This is a genomic window from Streptomyces sp. NPDC031670 (assembly GCF_055580545.1).
In genome coordinates this window covers 122429-140430 of the sequence record NZ_JBVILC010000007.1, presented here as the reverse complement: position 1 = coordinate 140430, position 18002 = coordinate 122429, and the positions used below count along the sequence as shown (strand labels likewise).

The window sequence follows — 18002 nt, the reverse complement described above, 5'->3', positions numbered from 1 at the left end:
GCAGTCGTGACTGTCACGAAGCTGCCACTTCGCGGCGCATCAAGACCCGGTCCAGCGTGTCGCTCGGGTCGCAGCCGTGTGCTCGCAACCAGTCGAGGAGGTCCGCGATGATCTGGATCGTGGTCTCTTCCGCGAGGGCCACGCTGAACGACGTGGCATCTCCTCCGGCCGCGTGGTGGTCGAGGTAGCAGTACAGCGACAGCAACGCTTCGGCGGTGTCGACACCGGGCTCTGCGACGTGACCGTCTGCGGAGGGGAGCCCGGTAGCGAGCTCGCACCACGTCACCTTGGAGTCCGCGCGCAGGACTACACCCCATTGCGTCGCCACCGCGTCCACCAGCGCCATGCCCCTCCCGGACTCGTCGCCCTCCGTGGCCGCGAGAAGGGTCGGCAGCGCCCGGGCGTCCGGGTCGGTCACTGCGAGGCGTAGTGAGCCGCCGCGCATCGAGACGGCGAGGGTCGTCGGCGTCCCCCGCCCGACGTGCGTGATGACGTTCGTGACCAGCTCTGTCACGCACAACTGAGCAGCGTCGATCATGTGCGGCAGGCCCCAGATGCCCAGATGTAACCGCATCACGTTCCGCAGCCCCCTCAGCTCCTCGGGCTCCGCCAGGAAGGGCAGATGCCACGGCTTTCTGGGGACCTTGAACCTGCACTCATTCACCTGAGCCACCCTTCCGCTTGGACCGGCTTCCAGCGTGACAGTGGAACTCTCAATATGGAACTCTCACAAAGGCCTTGTAGGAGCATGCTGCCTCTGGTGCGCCCCCGGCGTGCGCTGTCTTGCCCGCAGCGCGCTGCGCCGTGCACGCTCGGGTAGATCGACATGAAGGGTCATGACATGGCTGTTGGTCCGACCACTCGCAGGCGCCAGCTCGGTGCCGACTTGCGTCGGCTGCGCGACCTCAAGGGCCTCACCTTGGAGGAGGCCGGAGCGCTCGTCGGTGTCTCCAAGGCCACCCTGAGCCGCTACGAAACCAAGGAGGGGACCGTCAAGTGGCCCACTGTCGACGCCCTTTGTCGTGAGTACGGGGCTTCCGAGCAGGAGAGGCTGACGCTCGTCGAGTTGGCCAAGGGCGCCAAGATCCAAGGGTGGTGGCGGTCCCTCGCCGACCCGATCCCCGAGTCGATGAACCTCATGCTGACTCTGGAGGACGAGGTGGTCCGTGAGGACCACTACGCCTGTATGTATGTGCCGGGGCTGCTCCAGACCCGCGCCTACGCCGAGGCCGTGCACCGCGCCTCCGAGATGCGCTGTTCCGAGCAGGAGATCGCGCACATGGTCGACATCCGTATGAAGCGGCAGGAGTTGCTGGCTCGCGAGGACGCTCCGCACATCTGGGCCGTGATCGACGAAGCCGTTCTGCGTCGCCTGGTCGGCGGGCGGGATGTCATGCGGGAGCAGTTGATACACCTGCGTGCCCGGGCAGAGCAGCCCCAAGTCACGGTCCAGGTACTGCCGTTCGCCAGCGGCGCCCACGCCGCGGCCGTCGGCAGCTTCGTCATCCTCGGTGGGCCCACCGCCGAACTCGACGTCGTCTACGTGGACATCATCGGCGGTGGCTTGTTCATGGAGAAGCCCGAGGAACTGGAGCGCTATAAGTTGGCGTTCGAATACCTGCGCGCGCAGGCGCTGGACATCGAAGCATCGGCCGCGCTTCTGGATCGGGCGTGCAAGGAGCTTTGATGGATCACGGCGATGGACACACCTCCTGGGTGAAGTCCACCTACAGTGGCGGCAGCGGTACGGAATGCGTCGAGGCCTCATTCACCACCTTGGGGACGGCCATACGCGACTCCAAGCGTCCGCGAGGCCCCCGCCTCGCCTTCGCCGCCCCCGCCTGGCACGCCTTCACCGCCGCCATCCGGCAGGACCGGCTGCCCGGGGCCTGAGGCCGGCCATTAGCCTCGGAGAGGACACACCACAGAGGCGCAGGAGGCACAACATGGCCAAGGTTCCGGCAGCAGCTATAGCCGCGGGTGGGCTCGTGGGTGGGTATGCCACCGCTCGGTTCACCAAGAAGCGGCCCCTCGGTGGGGTGGCGCTCGCCGTCGCCGGGGCCCTGGCCGCGCGGGAGTGGAAGCAGGCCGCCGGGACCAAGGCAGCCGTCGGGCTCACCACGGCCTACGTCGCCGCGTTCGCCGGGTCGCACCCGCTCGCCAAGAAGGTCGGTGCCTGGCCGTCCGTGTTCGCCGTGGCCGGTGGGGTCGCCGCGGCCTCCTGGGCCGTCACCCGCAAGGCCGGATAGCGACGCCCGGGAAAATGTCCCGCCGCATCCGGGAACCGTCTGAACGCGCCGGACGACTCGTACGTACGTAAAGGTGCACACTGCGACTCCCCGCAGGATGGACCCCTCGGGCGCGTGGCCACGCAGAGCAGGGACAGGACTGCGGTCACGCGCCCGGCAGGGGAACCGAGCCGCGGCGGGGCGCCCCGGCACCTGCCGCGCGCCCCGAAGACCCGTACCTACTGACCCTCCCCGCCCCGAGAACCCCTACCCCCCGACCCCCCGCGCCACCGCAAAGATCACCACCCCCGCCAGCGCCCCCACCACCGTCCCGTTGATCCGGATGAACTGGAGGTCGCGGCCGATATGGGCCTCGATCTTCTTCGAGGTGTCCGCCGCGTCCCAGGAGCGGACCGTGTCCGTGATCAGGGAAGTGATCTCCGTGCGGTACGTGGAGACCACATACGCCGCCGCGTCCTCGACCCAGCCGTCCACCTTCGCCTGGAGGCGGGTGTCCGTGGAGAGGCGGGCGCCCAGGGACAGCAGGGACGCCCTCGCCCGCAGGCGCAGCTCGCTGCGTTCGTCCTCCGCCGCCGCGATGATCATCGAGCGGACCGAGGACCACGCCGAGGCGATCACGTCCTGGACCTCGGGACGGGCCAGGACGTCGGACTTCAGGCGCTCCACCTTCGCGCGCGTGTCCGTGTCCGACTGGAGGTCGCAGGCGAAGTCCGCCAGGAAGCGGTCCAGGGCGCCGCGCGCCGGGTGCCCCGGCATGTCCCGCATCTCGGTGACGAAGCGGAGCAGTTCCTTGTAGACCCGCTCGCCGACCTTCTTGTCCACGAAGCGGGGGGTCCAGCCGGGGGCGCCGCCCTGGACCGCCTCCATCACCGAGTCCCCGTGCACCACCAGCCAGTCGTGCGCCCGGGCGCACACCAGGTCCACCACCCGGCGGTGGCCGCCGTCCGCGACCACCTTCTCCAGGGTCTTGCCGATGCCCGGGGCGATCTCCGCCGCGTCCGCCCGGCGTGTGATCGCCTCGCCCACCACCGCCTGGACGTCCGAGTCCCGCAGGACCGTGAGCGCGCCGCGCAGCGCCGTGGCCAGTTCGGACGTGACCCGGTCCGCGTGGGAGGGGTCCGCCAGCCAGGTGCCCATCCGGGCGCCCATGCCCAGCGCGCCCAGTCTCGTACGCACCACCTGCGGGGAGAGGAAGTTCTCCCCCACGAACGCGCCCAGCGACACGCCCAGCTGGTCCTTCTTGTTCGGGATGATCGCCGTGTGCGGGATCGGCACGCCCAGGGGGTGGCGGAACAGCGCCGTCACCGCGAACCAGTCCGCCAGCGCGCCCACCATCCCGGCCTCGGCCGCCGCCGCCACATACGCCGCCCAGGGGCCCGCGCCCGAGCGGTCCGCCCAGGTCGCCAGGGCGAAGACCAGCGCCACCAGGAGCAGCAGGCCCGTCGCCGTGGCCTTCATCCGGCGCACGCCCCGGCGCTTCTCCTCGTCCGCCGCCGTGTACGAGAACGCGGACGTCAGGCCGGCGGCAGGCGGGGGCGACGCGGCCGGTCCCTCCCGGTCGCCCGCCCTCGCCGCTCCACTACGCTCCATTGGCTCCGCCCGTCCACGCGTACGCGTCTCCCCGTACGCCATCGTCCCTACCTGAGTGACTCCCGGGACGCATGCCGAGTTCCCGCACGTCGCGTTCTCATTCGAAGGGGTGAGCCGAAGGGGGGCTCCGCAGGGGGATGCGCAGGGGTGATCAGTCCGCGGGCCGGGGGGCGAGGGAGTGCGTCAGCGCAGTTCCTTGCGCGGGTCGTCGCCGCGTCCCCGCTTCGCCGTCTTCCGCGGCTTGCGCTTGACGTCGATGCCGCCCATCAGGGCGAACCCCGTCACGGTCACCGTCGGCGAGCCCGGGGTGCCTTCGCCCGTCGCCCTGTCGCCGAAGCCGCCCATCAGGCCGAAGCCGCGCACCCGCACCGTCAGCTCGGGCGGGACCGTCACTCCCATCCCGCCCATCAGCGTGAAGCAGCGGATCACCGTCCGGGCGGACTCGAAACGGGCCTCGCGCAGGTCGATCTCGCCGCCGCCCCACATCGCGAACGCGGTGAACGTCCGCCCGATCGTCCACGTACCCCGGCGCCCGAACCCGCCCCACAGGGCGAAGGCGCCCCGCGAGGTGGCCGTGCCGCCGATCCGCGCGGGCCAGTCGAGGTCCGCGGAGGAACCGGAGACGGCCGGGGCAGGGGGGCGCACACCGGGCGCCGGCAGGTCCCGTACCAGCGGCGCCAACTCCCCGTGCGTACGCGCCTTGTACGCCGCCTCCAGACGCTCCTCGAACTCCTCCATGTCGAGCCGTCCCTCGGCCACCGCGTCCCGCAGCGCCTCGGCCACCCGTTCGCGCTCCGCGTCCGACGCCCTCATCTCGGGAAGGCCCGCCCCCGCAGGTTCACTCGTCATACGGCCAGCCTAATGAAGGCCCCGGTCGGCGTACATGCGCGCGATCACCGACTCGATGTCCGGCTCCCGCACCGAGAGGTCCACCAGCGGATAGCGTGCCGCGATCCCCGCCACCAGCGGCGCCGCCGACGCCGTGGCCGGGAACGCCAGCCACTGCCTGGGCCCCTCGACCCGCACCACGCGCGCGTGGTCGACCTCGATCGGCGCGAGCTCGCGCTCCAGGTCGACCACCAGGGTGCGTTCGCTGCCCCCGACCTCGTGCAGCCCCGCCAGCGCGCCGTCGTACACCAGACGGCCGTGGTCGATCACCATCACGCGCGCGCAGAGCTGCTCGATGTCGGTCAGGTCATGGGTGGTGAGCAGGACCGTGGTGCCGCGTTCGGCGTTCAGGTCCTTCAGGAAGGCGCGCACTTTCGCCTTGCTCACCACGTCCAGGCCGATGGTCGGCTCGTCCAGGTAGAGCACCTCCGGGTCGTGCAGCAGGGCCGCCGCGATGTCGCCGCGCATCCGCTGGCCCAGCGACAGCTGGCGTACCGGCACGTTCAGCAGCGGTCCGAGGTCGAGGAGTTCGACGCAGCGGGCCAGGTTCTCGCGGAAGCGGTCGTCGGGGATGCGGTACATCCGGTGGACCAGGCGGTACGAGTCGTACAGCGGCAGGTCCCACCAGAGCGTGGTGCGCTGGCCGAAGACCACGCCGATGCGGCGGGCCAGGCGGGTGCGTTCGCGCGCGGGGTCGAGGCCCGCCACCCGCACCCTGCCGCCGCTCGGCGTCAGGATGCCGGTGAGCATCTTGATGGTGGTCGACTTGCCGGCGCCGTTGGGGCCGATGTAGCCGACCATCGCGCCGCGCGGCACCGAGAAGGTGATGCCGTCGACCGCCCTGACCTGCCCGCGCTCGCGCCGCAGCCGCCGCCCGTTCCTGCGCCGGACCTCGAAGACCTTCTCGACCCCGTCGAGTTCGATCACATCGCTCATCGTCGTCCCCGCTTCCTCTCAGCTTCCCGTGCTCCGGTACGCCCGCAGGCCCGCCCGCCACGCGGCCCCCGCCAGCGCGCAGCAGCCCACCGCCATCAGCGGTGGCGCGAACGCCAGCCAGCCGGGGAGGTCCAGCGGGTAGGGCCGCCCCAGCACGTACAGCGCGGGCAGCCAGTTCACGAAGGCCAGCGGGACCACGAACGTCACCCCGCGCACCAGGTCCTTGGCGAAGAGCGTCGGCGGGTACTGGAGCAGTTGGTTCCCGCCGAACGTGAAGGCGTTCTGCACCTCGGAGGCGTCCTGCGCGACGAACTGGAACGCCGCGCCCGCCACGAACACCGAGGCGAAGACGGTGGCGCCGCTCAGCAGCATCAGCGGGATCAGCAGGGCCCGCAGCGGCGTCCAGTGGATGTCGAGCGTCAGCAGCGCGTAGCCGAGGACGAGGAGGCCCTGGGTGATGCGGCCGAGGCGGCGCAGCGCGAACCGGTCGGCGGCGACCTGGGCGAGCACGGGCGCCGGGCGTACCAGGAGGGTGTCGAGGGTGCCGTCGCGCACCCGGCGGCCGAGCCGGTCCATGGACCCCATCACCAGGTCGGCGAGCCCGAACGCGGCGCCCGCCGCGCCGTACAGGAACGCCACCTCGGGCAGCGTGTAGCCGCCCAGCGCGTCGATGTGCGAGAACATCAGCAGGATCGCCACGAAGTCGAGCGCGGTCGCCGCGAAGTTGCCGAACGCCGTCATCACGAAGGACGCCCGGTAGGCCATGGTGGAGCGGATCCACATGCCCGCGATCAGCCGGTAGGCGCGCACGCCCTCCGCGACGGCGCGCAGCCGCCCGACGCGCGCGCCCGTGTCCCGGACCGCCGCCGCCCCCGCGGTCGCGCCCGCCCCCGTCTCAGCCGCCGTCTCAGCCACCCTGGACCACCACCCTCCTGGTCGCCGCCGCCTGGAGCAGACGCCCGGCGCCGAGCAGCACCGCCGCCCAGCCGAGCTGGAAGGCGTACGCCCGTGCCAGGCCCCAGCCGGAGTGGTGGCCGAGCAGGACATCGGCCGGGATCTGGAGCAGCGACGACCAGGGCAGCGCCCGCGCCACCTCGCCGAGGGCGCCGGGGAAGACGTTGAGCGGCAGCAGCATCCCGGAGAAGAAGGTCCCGCCGAGCCAGGCGATCTGGGTCAGGCCCGCCCCGTCGAGCAGCCAGAACGCCGAGAGCGCCACCAGATAGCGGATCGAGAAGCTGACGACGACGCCGAACAGGACGGCGAGCACGAACGCCAGCCATGTCCCGGGGCCGACGGGCAGCGCCAGGTCGAAGAAGAGCGCCCCGAACGCCAGCGGCACCAGACCGCGCCCCAGGAAGTGGAAGGCGGCCCGGCCCACATCGCCCGCGAGCCACCACAGTTGGAGGTCGACGGGACGGTACAGGTCGATCGCGATGTCACCCGTACGGATGCGTTCGACGAGCTCGTCCTCGAAGCCGCCGCCCATCATGGCGACGGTCATGAGGAGGGCCTGTCCGAGCCACACATACGTCAGTGCCTCGGCCTGGTCGTAACCGCCCAGACGAGGGCGGACGTTCCACAGGGCCATATAGGTGTACGCCATGATCACACCGAAGACGGTGTTGGTGAACATCCCCGCCGCAGTGGCGATCCGGTACGCCGTATGGCGTCGGAACCCACCTGCGGCCACCGCCAGGTATAGCCGCACCACGCCGCCTTCCGTCCGGTCCGTGTATGAAGGGCCCATGCCCGACCGCCCCACCGCACCCGGAGGCGTCCCGGCCGGGCCGTCCAAAGCGCCCGACCCTAGTGCCGTCCGGTGATCGTGCGCGACGGCTTTTCCAGACCCGGGCATGCAAGATGGGCGTACAACGCGAATCACCCGATACAGCCCAGCGCCGAGAGAGACATGAGCGACGACGAGCAGCCCACCCGGCCCTCTCCTCGGGGCTGGGCCCCCCGGGACCCCGACGGCACGGGCCCCGAGGCCGCCAAAGGCCCGCCGGCCGCCACGCCGGGCCCCACCTCACCCGGCGGCGGCGGCGCGAACGGCCCGGACGACAGGGCCGGACGCGGCGAGGGCCCGGACAGCGGCGAGACCGGGGGCGGGGCGAAGGCCGGGGCCGAGGCAGCCGCCGGGAACGGCGGGAAACGCCCCCGGCGGACCGGTTGGCGGCGCTTCGTGCCCGGCTGGCGCTGGGTGCTCGGCACCGTCCTGGTCATCGCCCTGCTGCTCATCGGCGGCTTCGTCGCCGGCTACACCCTCGTCCACATCCCGCCCGCCAACGCCACCGCGACCGCGCAGTCCAACGTCTACCTGTACGCCGACGGCAGCCAGCTCGCGCGGGACGGCGAGATCAACCGCGAGAACGTCCGGCTCGCCCAGATCCCGCTGACCGTCCAGCACACCGTGCTCGCCGCCGAGGACCGCGACTTCTACTCCGAGCGGGCCGTCGACCCCAAGGCCATGGTCCGCGCCGCCTGGAACACCCTCTCCGGCAAGGGCAAGCAGTCCGGCTCGACGATCACCCAGCAGTACGTGAAGAACTACTACCTGGGACAGGAACAGACGATCAGCCGCAAGGTGAAGGAGTTCTTCATCGCCATCAAGCTGAACCGCGAGGTCAGCAAGGCGGACATCCTGGAGGGCTACCTCAACACCAGCTACTTCGGCCGCAACGCCTACGGCATCCAGGCCGCCGCCCAGGCCTACTACGGAAAGGACATCGAGAAGGTCACCACCGCCGAGGGCGCCTATCTGGCCTCGCTGCTCAACGCCCCCAGCGCCTACGACGTGGTGGCGCACCCGGAGAACAAGGGCAGGGCCGTGGCGCGCTGGAACTACGTACTGGACGGCATGGTCAAGAAGAAGTGGATGACGCCCGCCGCGCGGGCCGCCGCCACCTTCCCCGTACCCGGCAAGGCGCGCCCGGCGGCCGGGATGGCCGGACAGCGCGGCTATGTGGTGGAGGCGGTGAAGGACTATCTGACGGACAACAAGATCATCGACGAGAACACCCTGGCCAAGGGCGGGTACCGGATCACCACCACGCTCCAGAAGCCCAAGCAGGACGCACTCGTCGCAGCCGTCGACGACAAGGTGATGTCCCAAGTCAGCTCCGAGCGCCCGGTGGACCGCAACGTACGCGTGGGCGGCGCCTCCATCGACCCCGACAGCGGCAAGGTGCTCGCGATGTACGGAGGCATCGACTACACCAAGCAGTACGTCAACAACGCCACCCGGCGCGACTACCAGGTCGGCTCGACCTTCAAGCCGTTCGTCTTCACCTCCGCCGTCCAGAACGCCTCCAAGACGCAGGACGGGCGCACGATCACCCCCAACACCGTCTACGACGGCACCGACAGGCGCTTCGTCCAGGGCTGGTCCGGCACCCCGTACAACCCCTCCAACGAGGACGGCAGGTCCTACGGACAGCTCACCGTCCGGTCCGCCACCGACCTCTCGGTGAACGCCGTGTACGCGCAGATGGCCGTCGACGTCGGCCCCAAGAACGTCCGCCAGACCGCCGTCGGCCTGGGCATCCCCTCCACCACCCCCGACATGCCCAACGGACCCTCCATCGCGCTGGGCACCGCGACCGCCTCCGTACTGGACATGGCCGAGGCGTACGCGACGCTCGCCAACCACGGCAAGCACGGCACGTACACGATGGTCGAGTCCGTCACCAAGGACGACGAGAAGGCGGAACTGCCCGCGCAGGACGCCAGGCAGGCCGTCCCGCGCGAGGCCGCCGACACCACCACCTCGATCCTGCAGAGCGTGGTGGAGGGCGGCACCGGTACGGCCGCACAGGCCTCGGGACGTACGGCAGCGGGCAAGACCGGCACCGCCGAGGACGACAAGGCGGCCTGGTTCGCGGGCTACACGCCCGATCTGGCCACCGTCGTCGCCGTGATGGGCCAGGACCCCGACACGGCCGCCCAGAAGCCGCTGTACGGGGCGCTGGGGCTGCCCCGGATGAACGGCGGCGGGCCGCCCGCGGAGGTGTGGGCGCAGTACACGGCGCGCGCGCTCAAGGACACCGAGCCCCAGGACTTCGACCTCCAGCTCCAGGAGGGCGCCTCCGTGCCCCCGCCGGTCGAGACCCAGGCACCCAACCCGGAGACCCCCAACCCGCCGCCCGGCCGGACCGAGGGCCAGGACGAGGGCCGCACGCAGGGGCAGACCGAGGGCGGGACGACCGACGGCGGCACGACGGGCGGCGGCGCCACCACGGACGGTCCGACGGGCGGGACGACCGGCGGCACCACCGGGGCCACGACCGACGCGGGGACCACCACGGGCGGCACCACCACCGGCGGCCCGACCAACGGCGGGGCCACCACCGGGGGCGCCACCGACGGCGGCAGCACCGGCGGGACCACGGACGGCGCGCCCACCACCGGAGGCACGACGGCGGCCACGCAAGGCGGCGTCACGGCGGGCCAGACGACCACCGGGACGACGGCCGGGGGCGCCGACCGGCCGCGCCGCCGGGCAGGCACGGGCTGACCCTCGGGGAACACGCCCTAGTGGCCGGAGGTCGCCTTGAGGCCGACCACGGCCACCAGCAGCAGACAGACGAAGAAGATCCGGGCGGCGGTCGCGGGCTCACCAAACACCAGCATGCCGAGCACCGCCGCACCGGCCGCGCCGATGCCCACCCACACGCCGTAGGCGGTACCTATGGGCAGGGACCTGGCGGCCCGCGAGAGCAGCACCATCGAGGCGACGATCCCGGCGCCGGTGAACAGACTGGGCCACAGCCGGGTGAACCCGTCCGTGTACTTCATCCCGACCGACCAGCCGACTTCGAGCAGACCGGCGACGACCAGCAGAACCCAGGCCATGACAGACACCTCCGAGAGACGTACGCGCGCGTACGTGGCGTACACGCGGGGTGCGTCGTCTTGTCATGACCCGGTACGACGCGTCTCGTCGGGGTGCTTCCACCGTAGCAAAGGGCGGCCGGGGCAGCGTGCGTCGAAAAGGGCTGGTGACGGCGGTCACCAGCCCTTTCGTTCCGCTCGTTCCGCTCGTTCCGCTCGCTCCGTCGTTCCCGCAACGTCACGCGCTACAGGGGGTACGACTTCAGAGATAAAGCCCTGTCGAGTCCTCGGACACCCGCTCCGAGGCGACGGCGTGCAGATCGCGCTCCCGCATCAGTACGTAGGCGATACCGCGCACCTCGACCTCGGCGCGGTCCTCGGGGTCGTAGAGCACCCGGTCGCCCGCTACGACGGTCCGCACGTTCTGGCCGACCGCGACCACCTCGGCCCAGGCCAGCCGCTTGCCGACGGCGGCGGTCGCCGGGATCAGGATGCCGCCGCCGGAGCGCCGTTCGCCCTCGGGTGTGTCGGACCGGACCAGCACGCGGTCGTGGAGCATCCGGATGGGCAGCTTGTCGTCGTGGGTGTTCTCGCTCACGGACCCGAACCTACCTGTCCCTGCCCCCGGCGTATGCCGAAGGGCCACGGAAGAAGAAGCCGGATGAGGCGGCGGGAGCCGTCAGCCGCGGCGCTTGCGGGCGGACGACAGGGCGAACAGCCCCACGAGCCCCACGGCCAGCAGCGCGACCGGCACGATGCGCTCGACGCGGGGCGCGCCGTCCTCGTTCACGAACTGGGCCTTCACATCCGAGACGGCCCGGTTCACCGCGACGAAGGCACGGCCGGCCGTCCGGTCCACGGCCGAGGCGACCTTCGCCTTGGCGTCACCGGCGATCGTCGACGGGTGCAGCCGTACGCCGATCTCGTCGAGGGTCACCGCGAGCTCGTCCCGGCGGCGCCTGATGTCCGCCTCGATCTGCGCAGGGGTCCTGGCTTCCGACACTGCGCCGCCTCCGTCTGTTCGGTCGGGGTATGGGGTTGTCAGTCATCGACAGTCTGTCAGCTCTACCGGCGCTGCACTGTCACAGGCCCCCATTAGGCTCTGCTGGAGTAAGACTGCCCCGTTCCTTCCGGAGGAAGATCCCATGAGCGAGCGACTCGTCCCCGGCGACACCGCCCCCGCCTTCACCCTGCCCGACGCGGACGGCAACGAGGTCTCGCTCGCGGACCACAAGGGCCGCAAGGTCATCGTGTACTTCTACCCCGCCGCCCTCACCCCCGGCTGCACCAAGCAGGCCTGCGACTTCACGGACAACCTGGAGCTGCTGGCCGGCGCCGGTTACGACGTGATCGGCGTCTCCCCCGACAAGCCGGAGAAGCTGGCGAAGTTCCGCGACCAGGAGTCCCTGAAGGTCACCCTCGTCGGCGACCCGTCGAAGCAGGTCCTGGAGGCGTACGGGGCCTTCGGCGAGAAGAAGCTGTACGGCAAGACGGTGACCGGCGTCATCCGCTCCACGGTGGTCGTGGACGAGGAGGGCAAGGTCGAGCGCGCGCTGTACAACGTGAAGGCGACGGGGCATGTCGCGAAGATCATCAAGGATCTGGGGATCTGAGTCCCGCCACCGGCCCCCGCCCCCTGGCGAACCCCGACGGCCCACACCGCGCGATATGCGGTGCGGGCCGTTCCGTATTTCGGGCGTGACTGTCCGATCAGCGGGTCGTTAGTCCGTACGAGGCTGCGAACGCTTGGCCGGGGGCGGAGGGAATATTCATGGGCACGAGCCCGTATACGCGCGAGCGGCTCGCGGAGGCGGCCGGGGCTTCGGGGACGTTGTCGGAGGCGTTGACGCGGCTGGGGGTCGATCCGAAGAGCGGGTCGCGGCGCTATATCGCGGAGCGCATGAAGAAGCTGGGAATACCGACCGCCCACTTCGAACGCGATGGCGTGCGCTGGACCAGGGAAGTGCTGGAGCCGGTGGTGGCGGTGTCCACGAGCATGTATGAAGTGCTGCGTCGGCTGGGGGTCGAGGTAGTCGGGGGCCACCACACGCACATCAGCCGCCGCATCGAGGCGTACGGGATCGACACGTCGCACTTCCGGCCGCCATCCCGCGGCAGGGACAGGAGAAGGCGACGCGAGCCCGAAGCGCTGCTCGTCGCACAGCCGGCGGGCCGCAGGGTGCCGGGCGAACGCCTCAAGCGGGCGCTCACAGCAGTGGGCGTAGCCGAACGCTGTGCCCTGTGTGGCATCGGGCCGGTCTGGCAGGACCAGCCACTCCCCCTGGAGGTCGACCACATCGACGGGGACTGGCACAACAACCGGGTCGAGAACCTGCGGCTCCTGTGCCCCAACTGCCATTCGACCACGGACACCTATCGAGGCCGGGGCAAGGCCAGGAAAGCGAGCAGGCAGTGAGCCCGACCGCGCGCTACACGCGCGAGCGGCTGGCCGAAGCAGCGCGGAATTGCGAGAGCATCGAGGAGGTCATCGCCTTCTTCGGGACGAAGCCCTACGGCCATCTCGCCCGCTACCTCCAGCGGCGCTTCGCCCACTACGAAATCGACATCTCACACTTCCGACCCAGCGGCAGGCGCCGGCGTCCGGCGAGGACCGAACTACGGCAGGCCGTGGGGAATTCGCTCTCCATCGCAGCCACGCTGCGGCGCTTGGGGCGGCCGGACAACAGTCGACAGCGCACGTTGCTGCGTCAGTGGACCGACGAGGACGGCATCGACACCTCGCACTTCCTGGGGCAGGCACACCAGAGAGGCAGGCCCGGCCCGACCCAGGCCAAACGGCCTGCAGACGTACTGGTGAAGCACGACAGCGACCGCCGTACGCGAACCGTGGTGCTGCGCCGGGCTCTGTGCGAGATCGGCGTCCCCGAAGAGTGCGTGGACTGTGGAACCGGCCCCGTCTGGCACGGAATGCCCATGACCCTTGAGATCGACCACATCAACGGTGACTGGAGCGACGACCGCGCCGAGAACCTGCGGTTGCTGTGCCCCAACTGTCACGCGATCACCGGCACTTGGTGCCGGGGAAGCCGCCGCCAGAAGTGAACTGACACCCGCCCAATCCACCGCAGCCGCCCGCCCCGGTACCATGGCAGGCGGCTAGCGGCGGTGGTGCAACTGGTTGACACAGCAGACTTAGGATCTGTGGCCTGTGAAAGGGCTTGAGGGTTCGAATCCCTTCCGCCGCACACCAAACGGCCTGCGAATCGAAGTACCGAGACGCAGGCCGCTTCTGTGCTCCGACCTCAGCCCAGCAGCTCCCGCACCACCGGCACCAGCGCCCGGAACGCCTTCCCCCGGTGGCTGATCCTGTTCTTCTCCTCGGCCGTCAGCTCCGCGCAGGTGCGGGTCTCGCCCTTCGGCTGGAGGATCGGGTCGTAGCCGAAGCCGTTGGTGCCCGCGGGCTCCTGGCGGAGGGTGCCCAGGAGGCGGCCCTCGACCACGCGCTCGGTGCCGTCGGGGAGGGCCAGGGCCGCCGCGCAGGCGAAATGGGCGCCCCGGTGGGGCTCCGCGATGTCGGCGAGCTGGGCCAGGAGCAGGTCCAGGTTGGCCTTGTCGTCGCCGTGGGTGCCGGACCAGCGGGCGGAGAAGATGCCGGGGGCGCCGTTCAGTACGTCCACGCAGAGGCCCGAGTCGTCGGCGACGGCGGGCAGGCCGGTGGCGCGCGCGAGGGCATGGGCCTTCAGGAGCGCGTTCTCGGCGAAGGTGGCGCCGGTCTCCTTGACGTCGGGGATCTCCGGATACGCGTCGGCGCCGACCAGTTCGTGGGGCAGTCCGGCGTCCGCGAGGATCGCGCGGAGCTCGGTGATTTTGCCGGCGTTGCGGGTGGCGAGGATCAGGCGGGTCATGCCCCCAGTATCGCCGGGCGCGTCCGGCGTCATGGCGTCACGGGGTGCAGACCTTGCCGACTTCCTTCGCCGCGTCCTTGACGGGGCTGATGTCGGGCGTGCTGTCGCCGTTCTTGATCGCCGAACGTACGTTGGCGACCGCCTTGTTGAGGTTGTCGACCGCCTTGGAGAGATCGGCGTTGTCCGTCTTGTTCTTCAGCGACGACAGGTCGGTGTCGATGTCGTTGAGGGCCTGGTCCGCCTGCGCCGGGTTGTCGGTGGCGTTGGAGACCGCCCGGCCGAGGTCGTCGACGCTGGAGGCGATCGCGTCGGCCGTCTGGACGCAGTCCAGCGCCTTGCTGACCGCGCTGCACCCGACGGCGGCGGGCAGGGCGAGGGCCGCGGTGGCGGCGGTGAGTGCGAGGGCGCGGCGGCGGCTGCTGCGCATGGGCGGGTCCTCCCCGGGAGATACGGACGGGCGTACGGTTCGGCCCGTACGCCCGTGTCGTTAGGGACGCGGGGAGTGGCCCTGTGGTTGCCGCGCCCGGCCCTACGCGCCGAGCGTGCGGCCCAGCGCCTCCGTCTGGAGCGCGGCCAGGTCGGCGCAGCCGCCGGTGGCGAGGTCGAGGAGGGCGTTGAGCTCCTTGCGGTCGAACGGCTCGGCCTCGGCGGTGCCCTGGACCTCGACGAAGCGGCCGTCGCCGGTGCAGACGACGTTCATGTCGGTCTCGGCGCGCACGTCCTCCTCGTAGCAGAGGTCCAGGAGGGGGGTGCCGTCGACGATGCCGACGGAGACGGCGGCGACGGTGCCGGTGAGGGGCTGGCGGTTGGCCTTGACCAGCTTCTTGTTCTGGGCCCAGCCGATGGCGTCGGCGAGTGCCACGTACGCGCCGGTGATGGCGGCGGTGCGGGTGCCGCCGTCGGCCTGGAGGACGTCGCAGTCGAGGACGATGGTGTTCTCGCCGAGGGCCTTGTAGTCGATGACGGCGCGGAGGCTGCGGCCGATGAGGCGGGAGATCTCGTGGGTGCGTCCGCCGATCTTGCCGCGGACGGACTCGCGGTCGCCGCGGGTGTTGGTGGAGCGCGGCAGCATCGAGTACTCCGCGGTCACCCAGCCCTCGCCGCTGCCCTTGCGCCAGCGGGGGACGCCTTCGGTGACGGAGGCGGTGCAGAAGACTTTGGTGTCGCCGAAGGAGATGAGGACGGAGCCCTCGGCGTGCTTGCTCCATCCGCGTTCGATGGTGGTGGGGCGGAGCTGGTCGGGGGTGCGGCCGTCGATACGAGACATGCCACGAGCGTAGCCCGTGGGCGTCTCGCTCCTGGGGGTGTGCCCCCCGGCCCCCCTTCCGGGGCTTCGCCCCGTGGCCCCCTTCGGGGCTTCGCCCCGGGGGGTCGGTCGTCCGCGGACCGTGGGGGCTGGTCGCGCAGTTCCCCGCGCCCCTAAAGGCGTCGGTCGTCCGCAGACCGTGGGGGGCCGGTCGCGCCGTTCCCCGCGCCCCCCGGGGAGCGTTGGCGTCTGCCCGTTCGTGGGGGTTGGTCGCGCAGTTCCCCGCGCCCCTAAAAACGTCGGTCGTCCGCGGACCGTGGGTCGTCCGTCGAAAAGGGGCCCTCCCAGCCGGGAGGGCCCCTTGGTCAGCGCGTGGCTGGGGTTACATCATGTCTTCGATGTCCGCCGCGATCGGGTCCGCGTCCGTGCCGATGACGACCTGGATCGCGGTGCCCATCTTGACGACGCCGTGGGCGCCGGCGGCCTTCAGCGCGGCCTCGTCGACCTTGCTCGGGTCGATGACCTCGGTGCGGAGGCGGGTGATGCAGCCCTCGACCTCTTCGATGTTCTCGATACCGCCGAGCCCGGCGACGATCTTCTCAGCCTTGCTGGCCATGTCTGTCTCCCTGTTCTTTCAAAGAACGCTGTGGCGGCGCACCGCAGATCCGTCCGACCGCGGTTCCGCTTTGTCACCGTAACGCACGTTTGGCCCAGTTACGCGAGCGAGCGTCCGCGCGCTGGCCAAGGATGGCGATCACCGGTACCGCGCCCGTGCGGCCAGGATCCGGACGATACCGCAACTGGTCTACACCAGTGTGCAACGCACCCCGGAACTGGCTTGTTCCGACGGGACGGACGGGACGGAGGGCCGCCGATGAGCGCGGACAGCACGGCGGCGGACCGGCCGAAGTGGTGGAACGGGGCCTTCCAGAACCTCCAGAAGATGGGGCGCAGCCTCCAGTTGCCGATCGCCGTCCTGCCCGCGGCCGGCATCCTCAACCGGCTCGGCCAGCCGGACGTCTTCGGCAAGGACGGCCTCGGCTGGACCGATGTCGCCAAGGTCATGGCCGGTGCGGGCGGCGCGCTGCTCGACGCCAACATCGGTCTGCCGCTGCTGTTCTGCATCGGTGTCGCCATCGGCATGGCCAAGAAGGCGGACGGCTCCACCGCGCTCGCCGCCGTGGCCGGTTTCCTCGTCTACTACAACGTGCTGCGCCAGTTCCCCAAGGACTGCGCCGCCGGTGCGAAGGTCATCGCGGCGGGGTGCCAGGCCAACGACGGGACCGTGGCGGCCTTCACGTACCAGAACCCGGGTGTCTTCGGCGGCATCGTCATGGGTCTGCTCGCCGCCTGGTTCTGGCAGCGCTACCACCGGGTGAAGCTGGTCGACTGGCTCGGCTTCTTCAACGGCCGCCGGCTGGTCCCCATCATCATGTCGTTCGTCGCCATCGCGTTCGCCGCGATCTGTCTGTGGATCTGGCCGCCGATCGGTGACGGCCTGGAGAACTTCAGCGACTGGCTGGTGGGTCTCGGCGCCTGGGGTGCGGGCATCTTCGGTGTCGCCAACCGGGCGCTGCTGGTGATCGGTCTGCACCAGTTCCTCAACGTGCCCATCTGGTTCCAGTTCGGCACCTTCACCAAGCCGGACGGGACCGTCGTCCACGGTGACATCAGCATGTTCCTGGCGGGCGACAAGGACGCGGGCCAGTTCACCACCGGCTTCTTCCCCATCATGATGTTCGCGCTGCCCGCCGCCGCTCTGGCGATCACCCACTGCGCCAAGCCGCACCGCCGCAAGCAGGTGGGCGGTCTGATGCTGTCGGTGGGTCTGACCTCGTTCGTCACCGGTATCACCGAGCCGATCGAGTACTCGTTCCTCTTCATCGCGCCGCTGCTGTACGTGATCCACGCGCTGCTCACGGGTGTCTCGATGGCCGTGAGCTGGGCGCTGGGCGTGAAGGACGGCTTCAGCTTCTCGGCCGGTCTCATCGACTACGTCATCAACTGGAACCTGGCGACCAGACCGTGGCTGATCATTCCGATCGGGCTGGTCTTCGCGGCCGTCTATTACGCCATCTTCCGGTTCGCGATCACCAAGTTCGACCTTCCCACTCCCGGCCGTGAACCGGAGGAGCTGGAAGAGGAGATCGAGCGGGAGAACACGAAGTAATAACGGCGGGATAACCAAGCGGTGATACGGCACAGGCCTCGGACCTCAGGGTCCGGGGCCTTTGTCCGTCATGCCGGAATGCGTGGCTCAGCACACAGAAATTGCAGGTTCCTTATCTAACCCTCACCGTGCTACAACTGGTCTACACCACTCAATGGTGTAGACCACGCGGGCTTCACCGCGTTCCCCCCTGAGACGCCGCCGTCCCCCCGTACTTTCCCATGCCC

The 18002-nt window shown here is 70.4% G+C and carries 21 protein-coding genes, 1 tRNA gene and 1 riboswitch; of the genes, 9 read left to right on the top strand and 13 right to left on the bottom strand.

The window, feature by feature from the left end; genetic code table 11:
- Nucleotides 1–13 precede the first annotated feature (13 nt).
- Nucleotides 14–664, bottom strand: a complete 651-nt coding sequence (locus ACZ5ID_RS15765) for an ATP-binding protein (RefSeq protein ID WP_468897671.1) — start codon at nucleotides 662–664, stop codon at nucleotides 14–16.
- Between the two features lie 177 nt (nucleotides 665–841).
- Here ACZ5ID_RS15765 and ACZ5ID_RS15760 point away from each other — a divergent pair, with 177 nt between their 5' ends.
- The 3 genes from ACZ5ID_RS15760 to ACZ5ID_RS15750 are packed head-to-tail and all read left to right on the top strand — an operon-like array spanning nucleotide 842 to nucleotide 2249.
- Nucleotides 842–1687, top strand: a complete 846-nt coding sequence (locus tag ACZ5ID_RS15760; protein WP_468897669.1) for a helix-turn-helix domain-containing protein — start codon at nucleotides 842–844, stop codon at nucleotides 1685–1687.
- On the top strand, nucleotides 1687–1893 hold the full coding sequence (locus tag ACZ5ID_RS15755; protein ID WP_468897667.1) for a DUF397 domain-containing protein: 207 nt from the start codon (nucleotides 1687–1689) through the stop codon (nucleotides 1891–1893). Before ACZ5ID_RS15760 ends, ACZ5ID_RS15755 begins: the two co-directional genes overlap by 1 nt.
- 53 nt (nucleotides 1894–1946) lie before the next feature.
- Entirely contained in the window at nucleotides 1947–2249 is a 303-nt protein-coding gene (locus ACZ5ID_RS15750; protein WP_468897666.1) for a hypothetical protein, read from the top strand.
- A 246-nt stretch (nucleotides 2250–2495) separates the two neighbouring features.
- On the opposite strand, the gene ACZ5ID_RS15745 is transcribed toward ACZ5ID_RS15750, so the two are convergent.
- The 5 genes from ACZ5ID_RS15745 to ACZ5ID_RS15725 all read right to left on the bottom strand — a co-directional run bounded on the left by ACZ5ID_RS15745 (nucleotide 2496) and on the right by ACZ5ID_RS15725 (nucleotide 7371).
- Nucleotides 2496–3839 carry a DUF445 domain-containing protein gene (locus ACZ5ID_RS15745; protein WP_468897664.1) on the bottom strand — a complete coding sequence of 448 codons (1344 nt, stop codon included), beginning with the start codon at nucleotides 3837–3839 and terminating at the stop codon, nucleotides 2496–2498.
- A gap of 183 nt (nucleotides 3840–4022) precedes the next feature.
- Nucleotides 4023–4688 (bottom strand): DUF1707 SHOCT-like domain-containing protein, encoded by a 666-nt coding sequence (locus ACZ5ID_RS15740; protein ID WP_468897662.1) that lies wholly within the window; start codon nucleotides 4686–4688, stop codon nucleotides 4023–4025.
- A gap of 9 nt (nucleotides 4689–4697) precedes the next feature.
- Complete coding sequence (locus ACZ5ID_RS15735; protein ID WP_468897660.1) at nucleotides 4698–5663, bottom strand: ABC transporter ATP-binding protein; 966 nt, start codon at nucleotides 5661–5663, stop codon at nucleotides 4698–4700.
- A gap of 18 nt (nucleotides 5664–5681) precedes the next feature.
- The gene (locus tag ACZ5ID_RS15730) at nucleotides 5682–6578 is read right to left on the bottom strand and encodes an ABC transporter permease (RefSeq protein ID WP_468897658.1); all 897 of its coding nucleotides are present in this window, start codon (nucleotides 6576–6578) and stop codon (nucleotides 5682–5684) included.
- Nucleotides 6571–7371 carry an ABC transporter permease gene (locus tag ACZ5ID_RS15725; RefSeq protein ID WP_468897970.1) on the bottom strand — a complete coding sequence of 267 codons (801 nt, stop codon included), beginning with the start codon at nucleotides 7369–7371 and terminating at the stop codon, nucleotides 6571–6573. The genes ACZ5ID_RS15730 and ACZ5ID_RS15725 overlap by 8 nt, the downstream gene beginning before the upstream one ends.
- Before the next feature lie 201 nt (nucleotides 7372–7572).
- On the opposite strand from ACZ5ID_RS15725, the gene ACZ5ID_RS15720 reads away from it, so the two are divergent.
- Complete coding sequence (locus ACZ5ID_RS15720; protein WP_468897656.1) at nucleotides 7573–10176, top strand: transglycosylase domain-containing protein; 2604 nt, start codon at nucleotides 7573–7575, stop codon at nucleotides 10174–10176.
- A gap of 17 nt (nucleotides 10177–10193) precedes the next feature.
- On the opposite strand, the gene ACZ5ID_RS15715 is transcribed toward ACZ5ID_RS15720, so the two are convergent.
- The 3 genes from ACZ5ID_RS15715 to ACZ5ID_RS15705 form a co-directional block, all read right to left on the bottom strand.
- Nucleotides 10194–10514, bottom strand: a complete 321-nt coding sequence (locus ACZ5ID_RS15715) for a DMT family transporter (protein ID WP_468897655.1) — start codon at nucleotides 10512–10514, stop codon at nucleotides 10194–10196.
- Between the two features lie 49 nt (nucleotides 10515–10563).
- Nucleotides 10564–10628: riboswitch (guanidine-III (ykkC-III) riboswitch) on the bottom strand.
- A gap of 127 nt (nucleotides 10629–10755) precedes the next feature.
- Nucleotides 10756–11091 (bottom strand): GroES family chaperonin, encoded by a 336-nt coding sequence (locus tag ACZ5ID_RS15710; protein ID WP_468897653.1) that lies wholly within the window; start codon nucleotides 11089–11091, stop codon nucleotides 10756–10758.
- Nucleotides 11092–11172: 81 nt separating this feature from the next.
- Nucleotides 11173–11496: a DUF3618 domain-containing protein gene (locus ACZ5ID_RS15705; protein WP_468897651.1), complete on the bottom strand. Its 324-nt coding sequence runs from the start codon at nucleotides 11494–11496 to the stop codon at nucleotides 11173–11175.
- A 142-nt stretch (nucleotides 11497–11638) separates the two neighbouring features.
- On the opposite strand from ACZ5ID_RS15705, the gene bcp reads away from it, so the two are divergent.
- From bcp to ACZ5ID_RS15685, 4 genes are all read left to right on the top strand, one after another.
- Nucleotides 11639–12106 carry a thioredoxin-dependent thiol peroxidase gene (gene bcp / locus ACZ5ID_RS15700; RefSeq protein WP_468897649.1) on the top strand — a complete coding sequence of 156 codons (468 nt, stop codon included), beginning with the start codon at nucleotides 11639–11641 and terminating at the stop codon, nucleotides 12104–12106.
- Nucleotides 12107–12264: 158 nt separating this feature from the next.
- Nucleotides 12265–12909 (top strand): HNH endonuclease signature motif containing protein, encoded by a 645-nt coding sequence (locus ACZ5ID_RS15695; RefSeq protein WP_468897647.1) that lies wholly within the window; start codon nucleotides 12265–12267, stop codon nucleotides 12907–12909.
- Nucleotides 12906–13556: an HNH endonuclease gene (locus ACZ5ID_RS15690; RefSeq protein ID WP_468897645.1), complete on the top strand. Its 651-nt coding sequence runs from the start codon at nucleotides 12906–12908 to the stop codon at nucleotides 13554–13556. Before ACZ5ID_RS15695 ends, ACZ5ID_RS15690 begins: the two co-directional genes overlap by 4 nt.
- A gap of 57 nt (nucleotides 13557–13613) precedes the next feature.
- Nucleotides 13614–13699: transfer RNA gene (locus ACZ5ID_RS15685), tRNA-Leu, on the top strand.
- 57 nt (nucleotides 13700–13756) lie between these two features.
- Here ACZ5ID_RS15685 and rdgB read toward each other — a convergent pair.
- The 4 genes from rdgB to ACZ5ID_RS15665 all read right to left on the bottom strand — a co-directional run bounded on the left by rdgB (nucleotide 13757) and on the right by ACZ5ID_RS15665 (nucleotide 16221).
- Entirely contained in the window at nucleotides 13757–14359 is a 603-nt protein-coding gene (gene rdgB, locus ACZ5ID_RS15680) for an RdgB/HAM1 family non-canonical purine NTP pyrophosphatase (protein WP_468897644.1), read from the bottom strand.
- A gap of 37 nt (nucleotides 14360–14396) precedes the next feature.
- On the bottom strand, nucleotides 14397–14786 hold the full coding sequence (locus ACZ5ID_RS15675; RefSeq protein ID WP_468897642.1) for a hypothetical protein: 390 nt from the start codon (nucleotides 14784–14786) through the stop codon (nucleotides 14397–14399).
- 102 nt (nucleotides 14787–14888) lie between these two features.
- A complete protein-coding gene (gene rph / locus ACZ5ID_RS15670) occupies nucleotides 14889–15626 on the bottom strand; it encodes a ribonuclease PH (RefSeq protein WP_468897640.1) in 738 nt (245 codons plus the stop codon).
- Nucleotides 15627–15987: 361 nt separating this feature from the next.
- The gene (locus ACZ5ID_RS15665; protein WP_018517946.1) at nucleotides 15988–16221 is read right to left on the bottom strand and encodes a PTS sugar transporter subunit IIB; all 234 of its coding nucleotides are present in this window, start codon (nucleotides 16219–16221) and stop codon (nucleotides 15988–15990) included.
- A 258-nt stretch (nucleotides 16222–16479) separates the two neighbouring features.
- On the opposite strand from ACZ5ID_RS15665, the gene ACZ5ID_RS15660 reads away from it, so the two are divergent.
- Entirely contained in the window at nucleotides 16480–17775 is a 1296-nt protein-coding gene (locus tag ACZ5ID_RS15660; protein WP_468897638.1) for a PTS transporter subunit EIIC, read from the top strand.
- The last annotated feature ends 227 nt before the right edge of the window (nucleotides 17776–18002 follow it).

What these genes read in the sequence shown, in the direction of transcription:
- ACZ5ID_RS15760 (WP_468897669.1), top strand. Translation starts at nt 842, where the DNA reads ATGGCTGTTGGTCCGACCACTCGCAGGCGCCAGCTCGGTGCCGACTTG.
- ACZ5ID_RS15755 (WP_468897667.1), top strand. Translation starts at nt 1,687, where the DNA reads ATGGATCACGGCGATGGACACACCTCCTGGGTGAAGTCCACCTACAGT.
- ACZ5ID_RS15750 (WP_468897666.1), top strand. Translation starts at nt 1,947, where the DNA reads ATGGCCAAGGTTCCGGCAGCAGCTATAGCCGCGGGTGGGCTCGTGGGT.
- ACZ5ID_RS15745 (WP_468897664.1), bottom strand. Translation starts at nt 3,839, where the DNA reads ATGGAGCGTAGTGGAGCGGCGAGGGCGGGCGACCGGGAGGGACCGGCC.
- ACZ5ID_RS15740 (WP_468897662.1), bottom strand. Translation starts at nt 4,688, where the DNA reads ATGACGAGTGAACCTGCGGGGGCGGGCCTTCCCGAGATGAGGGCGTCG.
- ACZ5ID_RS15735 (WP_468897660.1), bottom strand. Translation starts at nt 5,663, where the DNA reads ATGAGCGATGTGATCGAACTCGACGGGGTCGAGAAGGTCTTCGAGGTC.
- ACZ5ID_RS15720 (WP_468897656.1), top strand. Translation starts at nt 7,573, where the DNA reads ATGAGCGACGACGAGCAGCCCACCCGGCCCTCTCCTCGGGGCTGGGCC.
- ACZ5ID_RS15715 (WP_468897655.1), bottom strand. Translation starts at nt 10,514, where the DNA reads ATGGCCTGGGTTCTGCTGGTCGTCGCCGGTCTGCTCGAAGTCGGCTGG.
- bcp (WP_468897649.1), top strand. Translation starts at nt 11,639, where the DNA reads ATGAGCGAGCGACTCGTCCCCGGCGACACCGCCCCCGCCTTCACCCTG.
- ACZ5ID_RS15695 (WP_468897647.1), top strand. Translation starts at nt 12,265, where the DNA reads ATGGGCACGAGCCCGTATACGCGCGAGCGGCTCGCGGAGGCGGCCGGG.
- rdgB (WP_468897644.1), bottom strand. Translation starts at nt 14,359, where the DNA reads ATGACCCGCCTGATCCTCGCCACCCGCAACGCCGGCAAAATCACCGAG.
- ACZ5ID_RS15675 (WP_468897642.1), bottom strand. Translation starts at nt 14,786, where the DNA reads ATGCGCAGCAGCCGCCGCCGCGCCCTCGCACTCACCGCCGCCACCGCG.
- rph (WP_468897640.1), bottom strand. Translation starts at nt 15,626, where the DNA reads ATGTCTCGTATCGACGGCCGCACCCCCGACCAGCTCCGCCCCACCACC.
- ACZ5ID_RS15665 (WP_018517946.1), bottom strand. Translation starts at nt 16,221, where the DNA reads ATGGCCAGCAAGGCTGAGAAGATCGTCGCCGGGCTCGGCGGTATCGAG.
- ACZ5ID_RS15660 (WP_468897638.1), top strand. Translation starts at nt 16,480, where the DNA reads ATGAGCGCGGACAGCACGGCGGCGGACCGGCCGAAGTGGTGGAACGGG.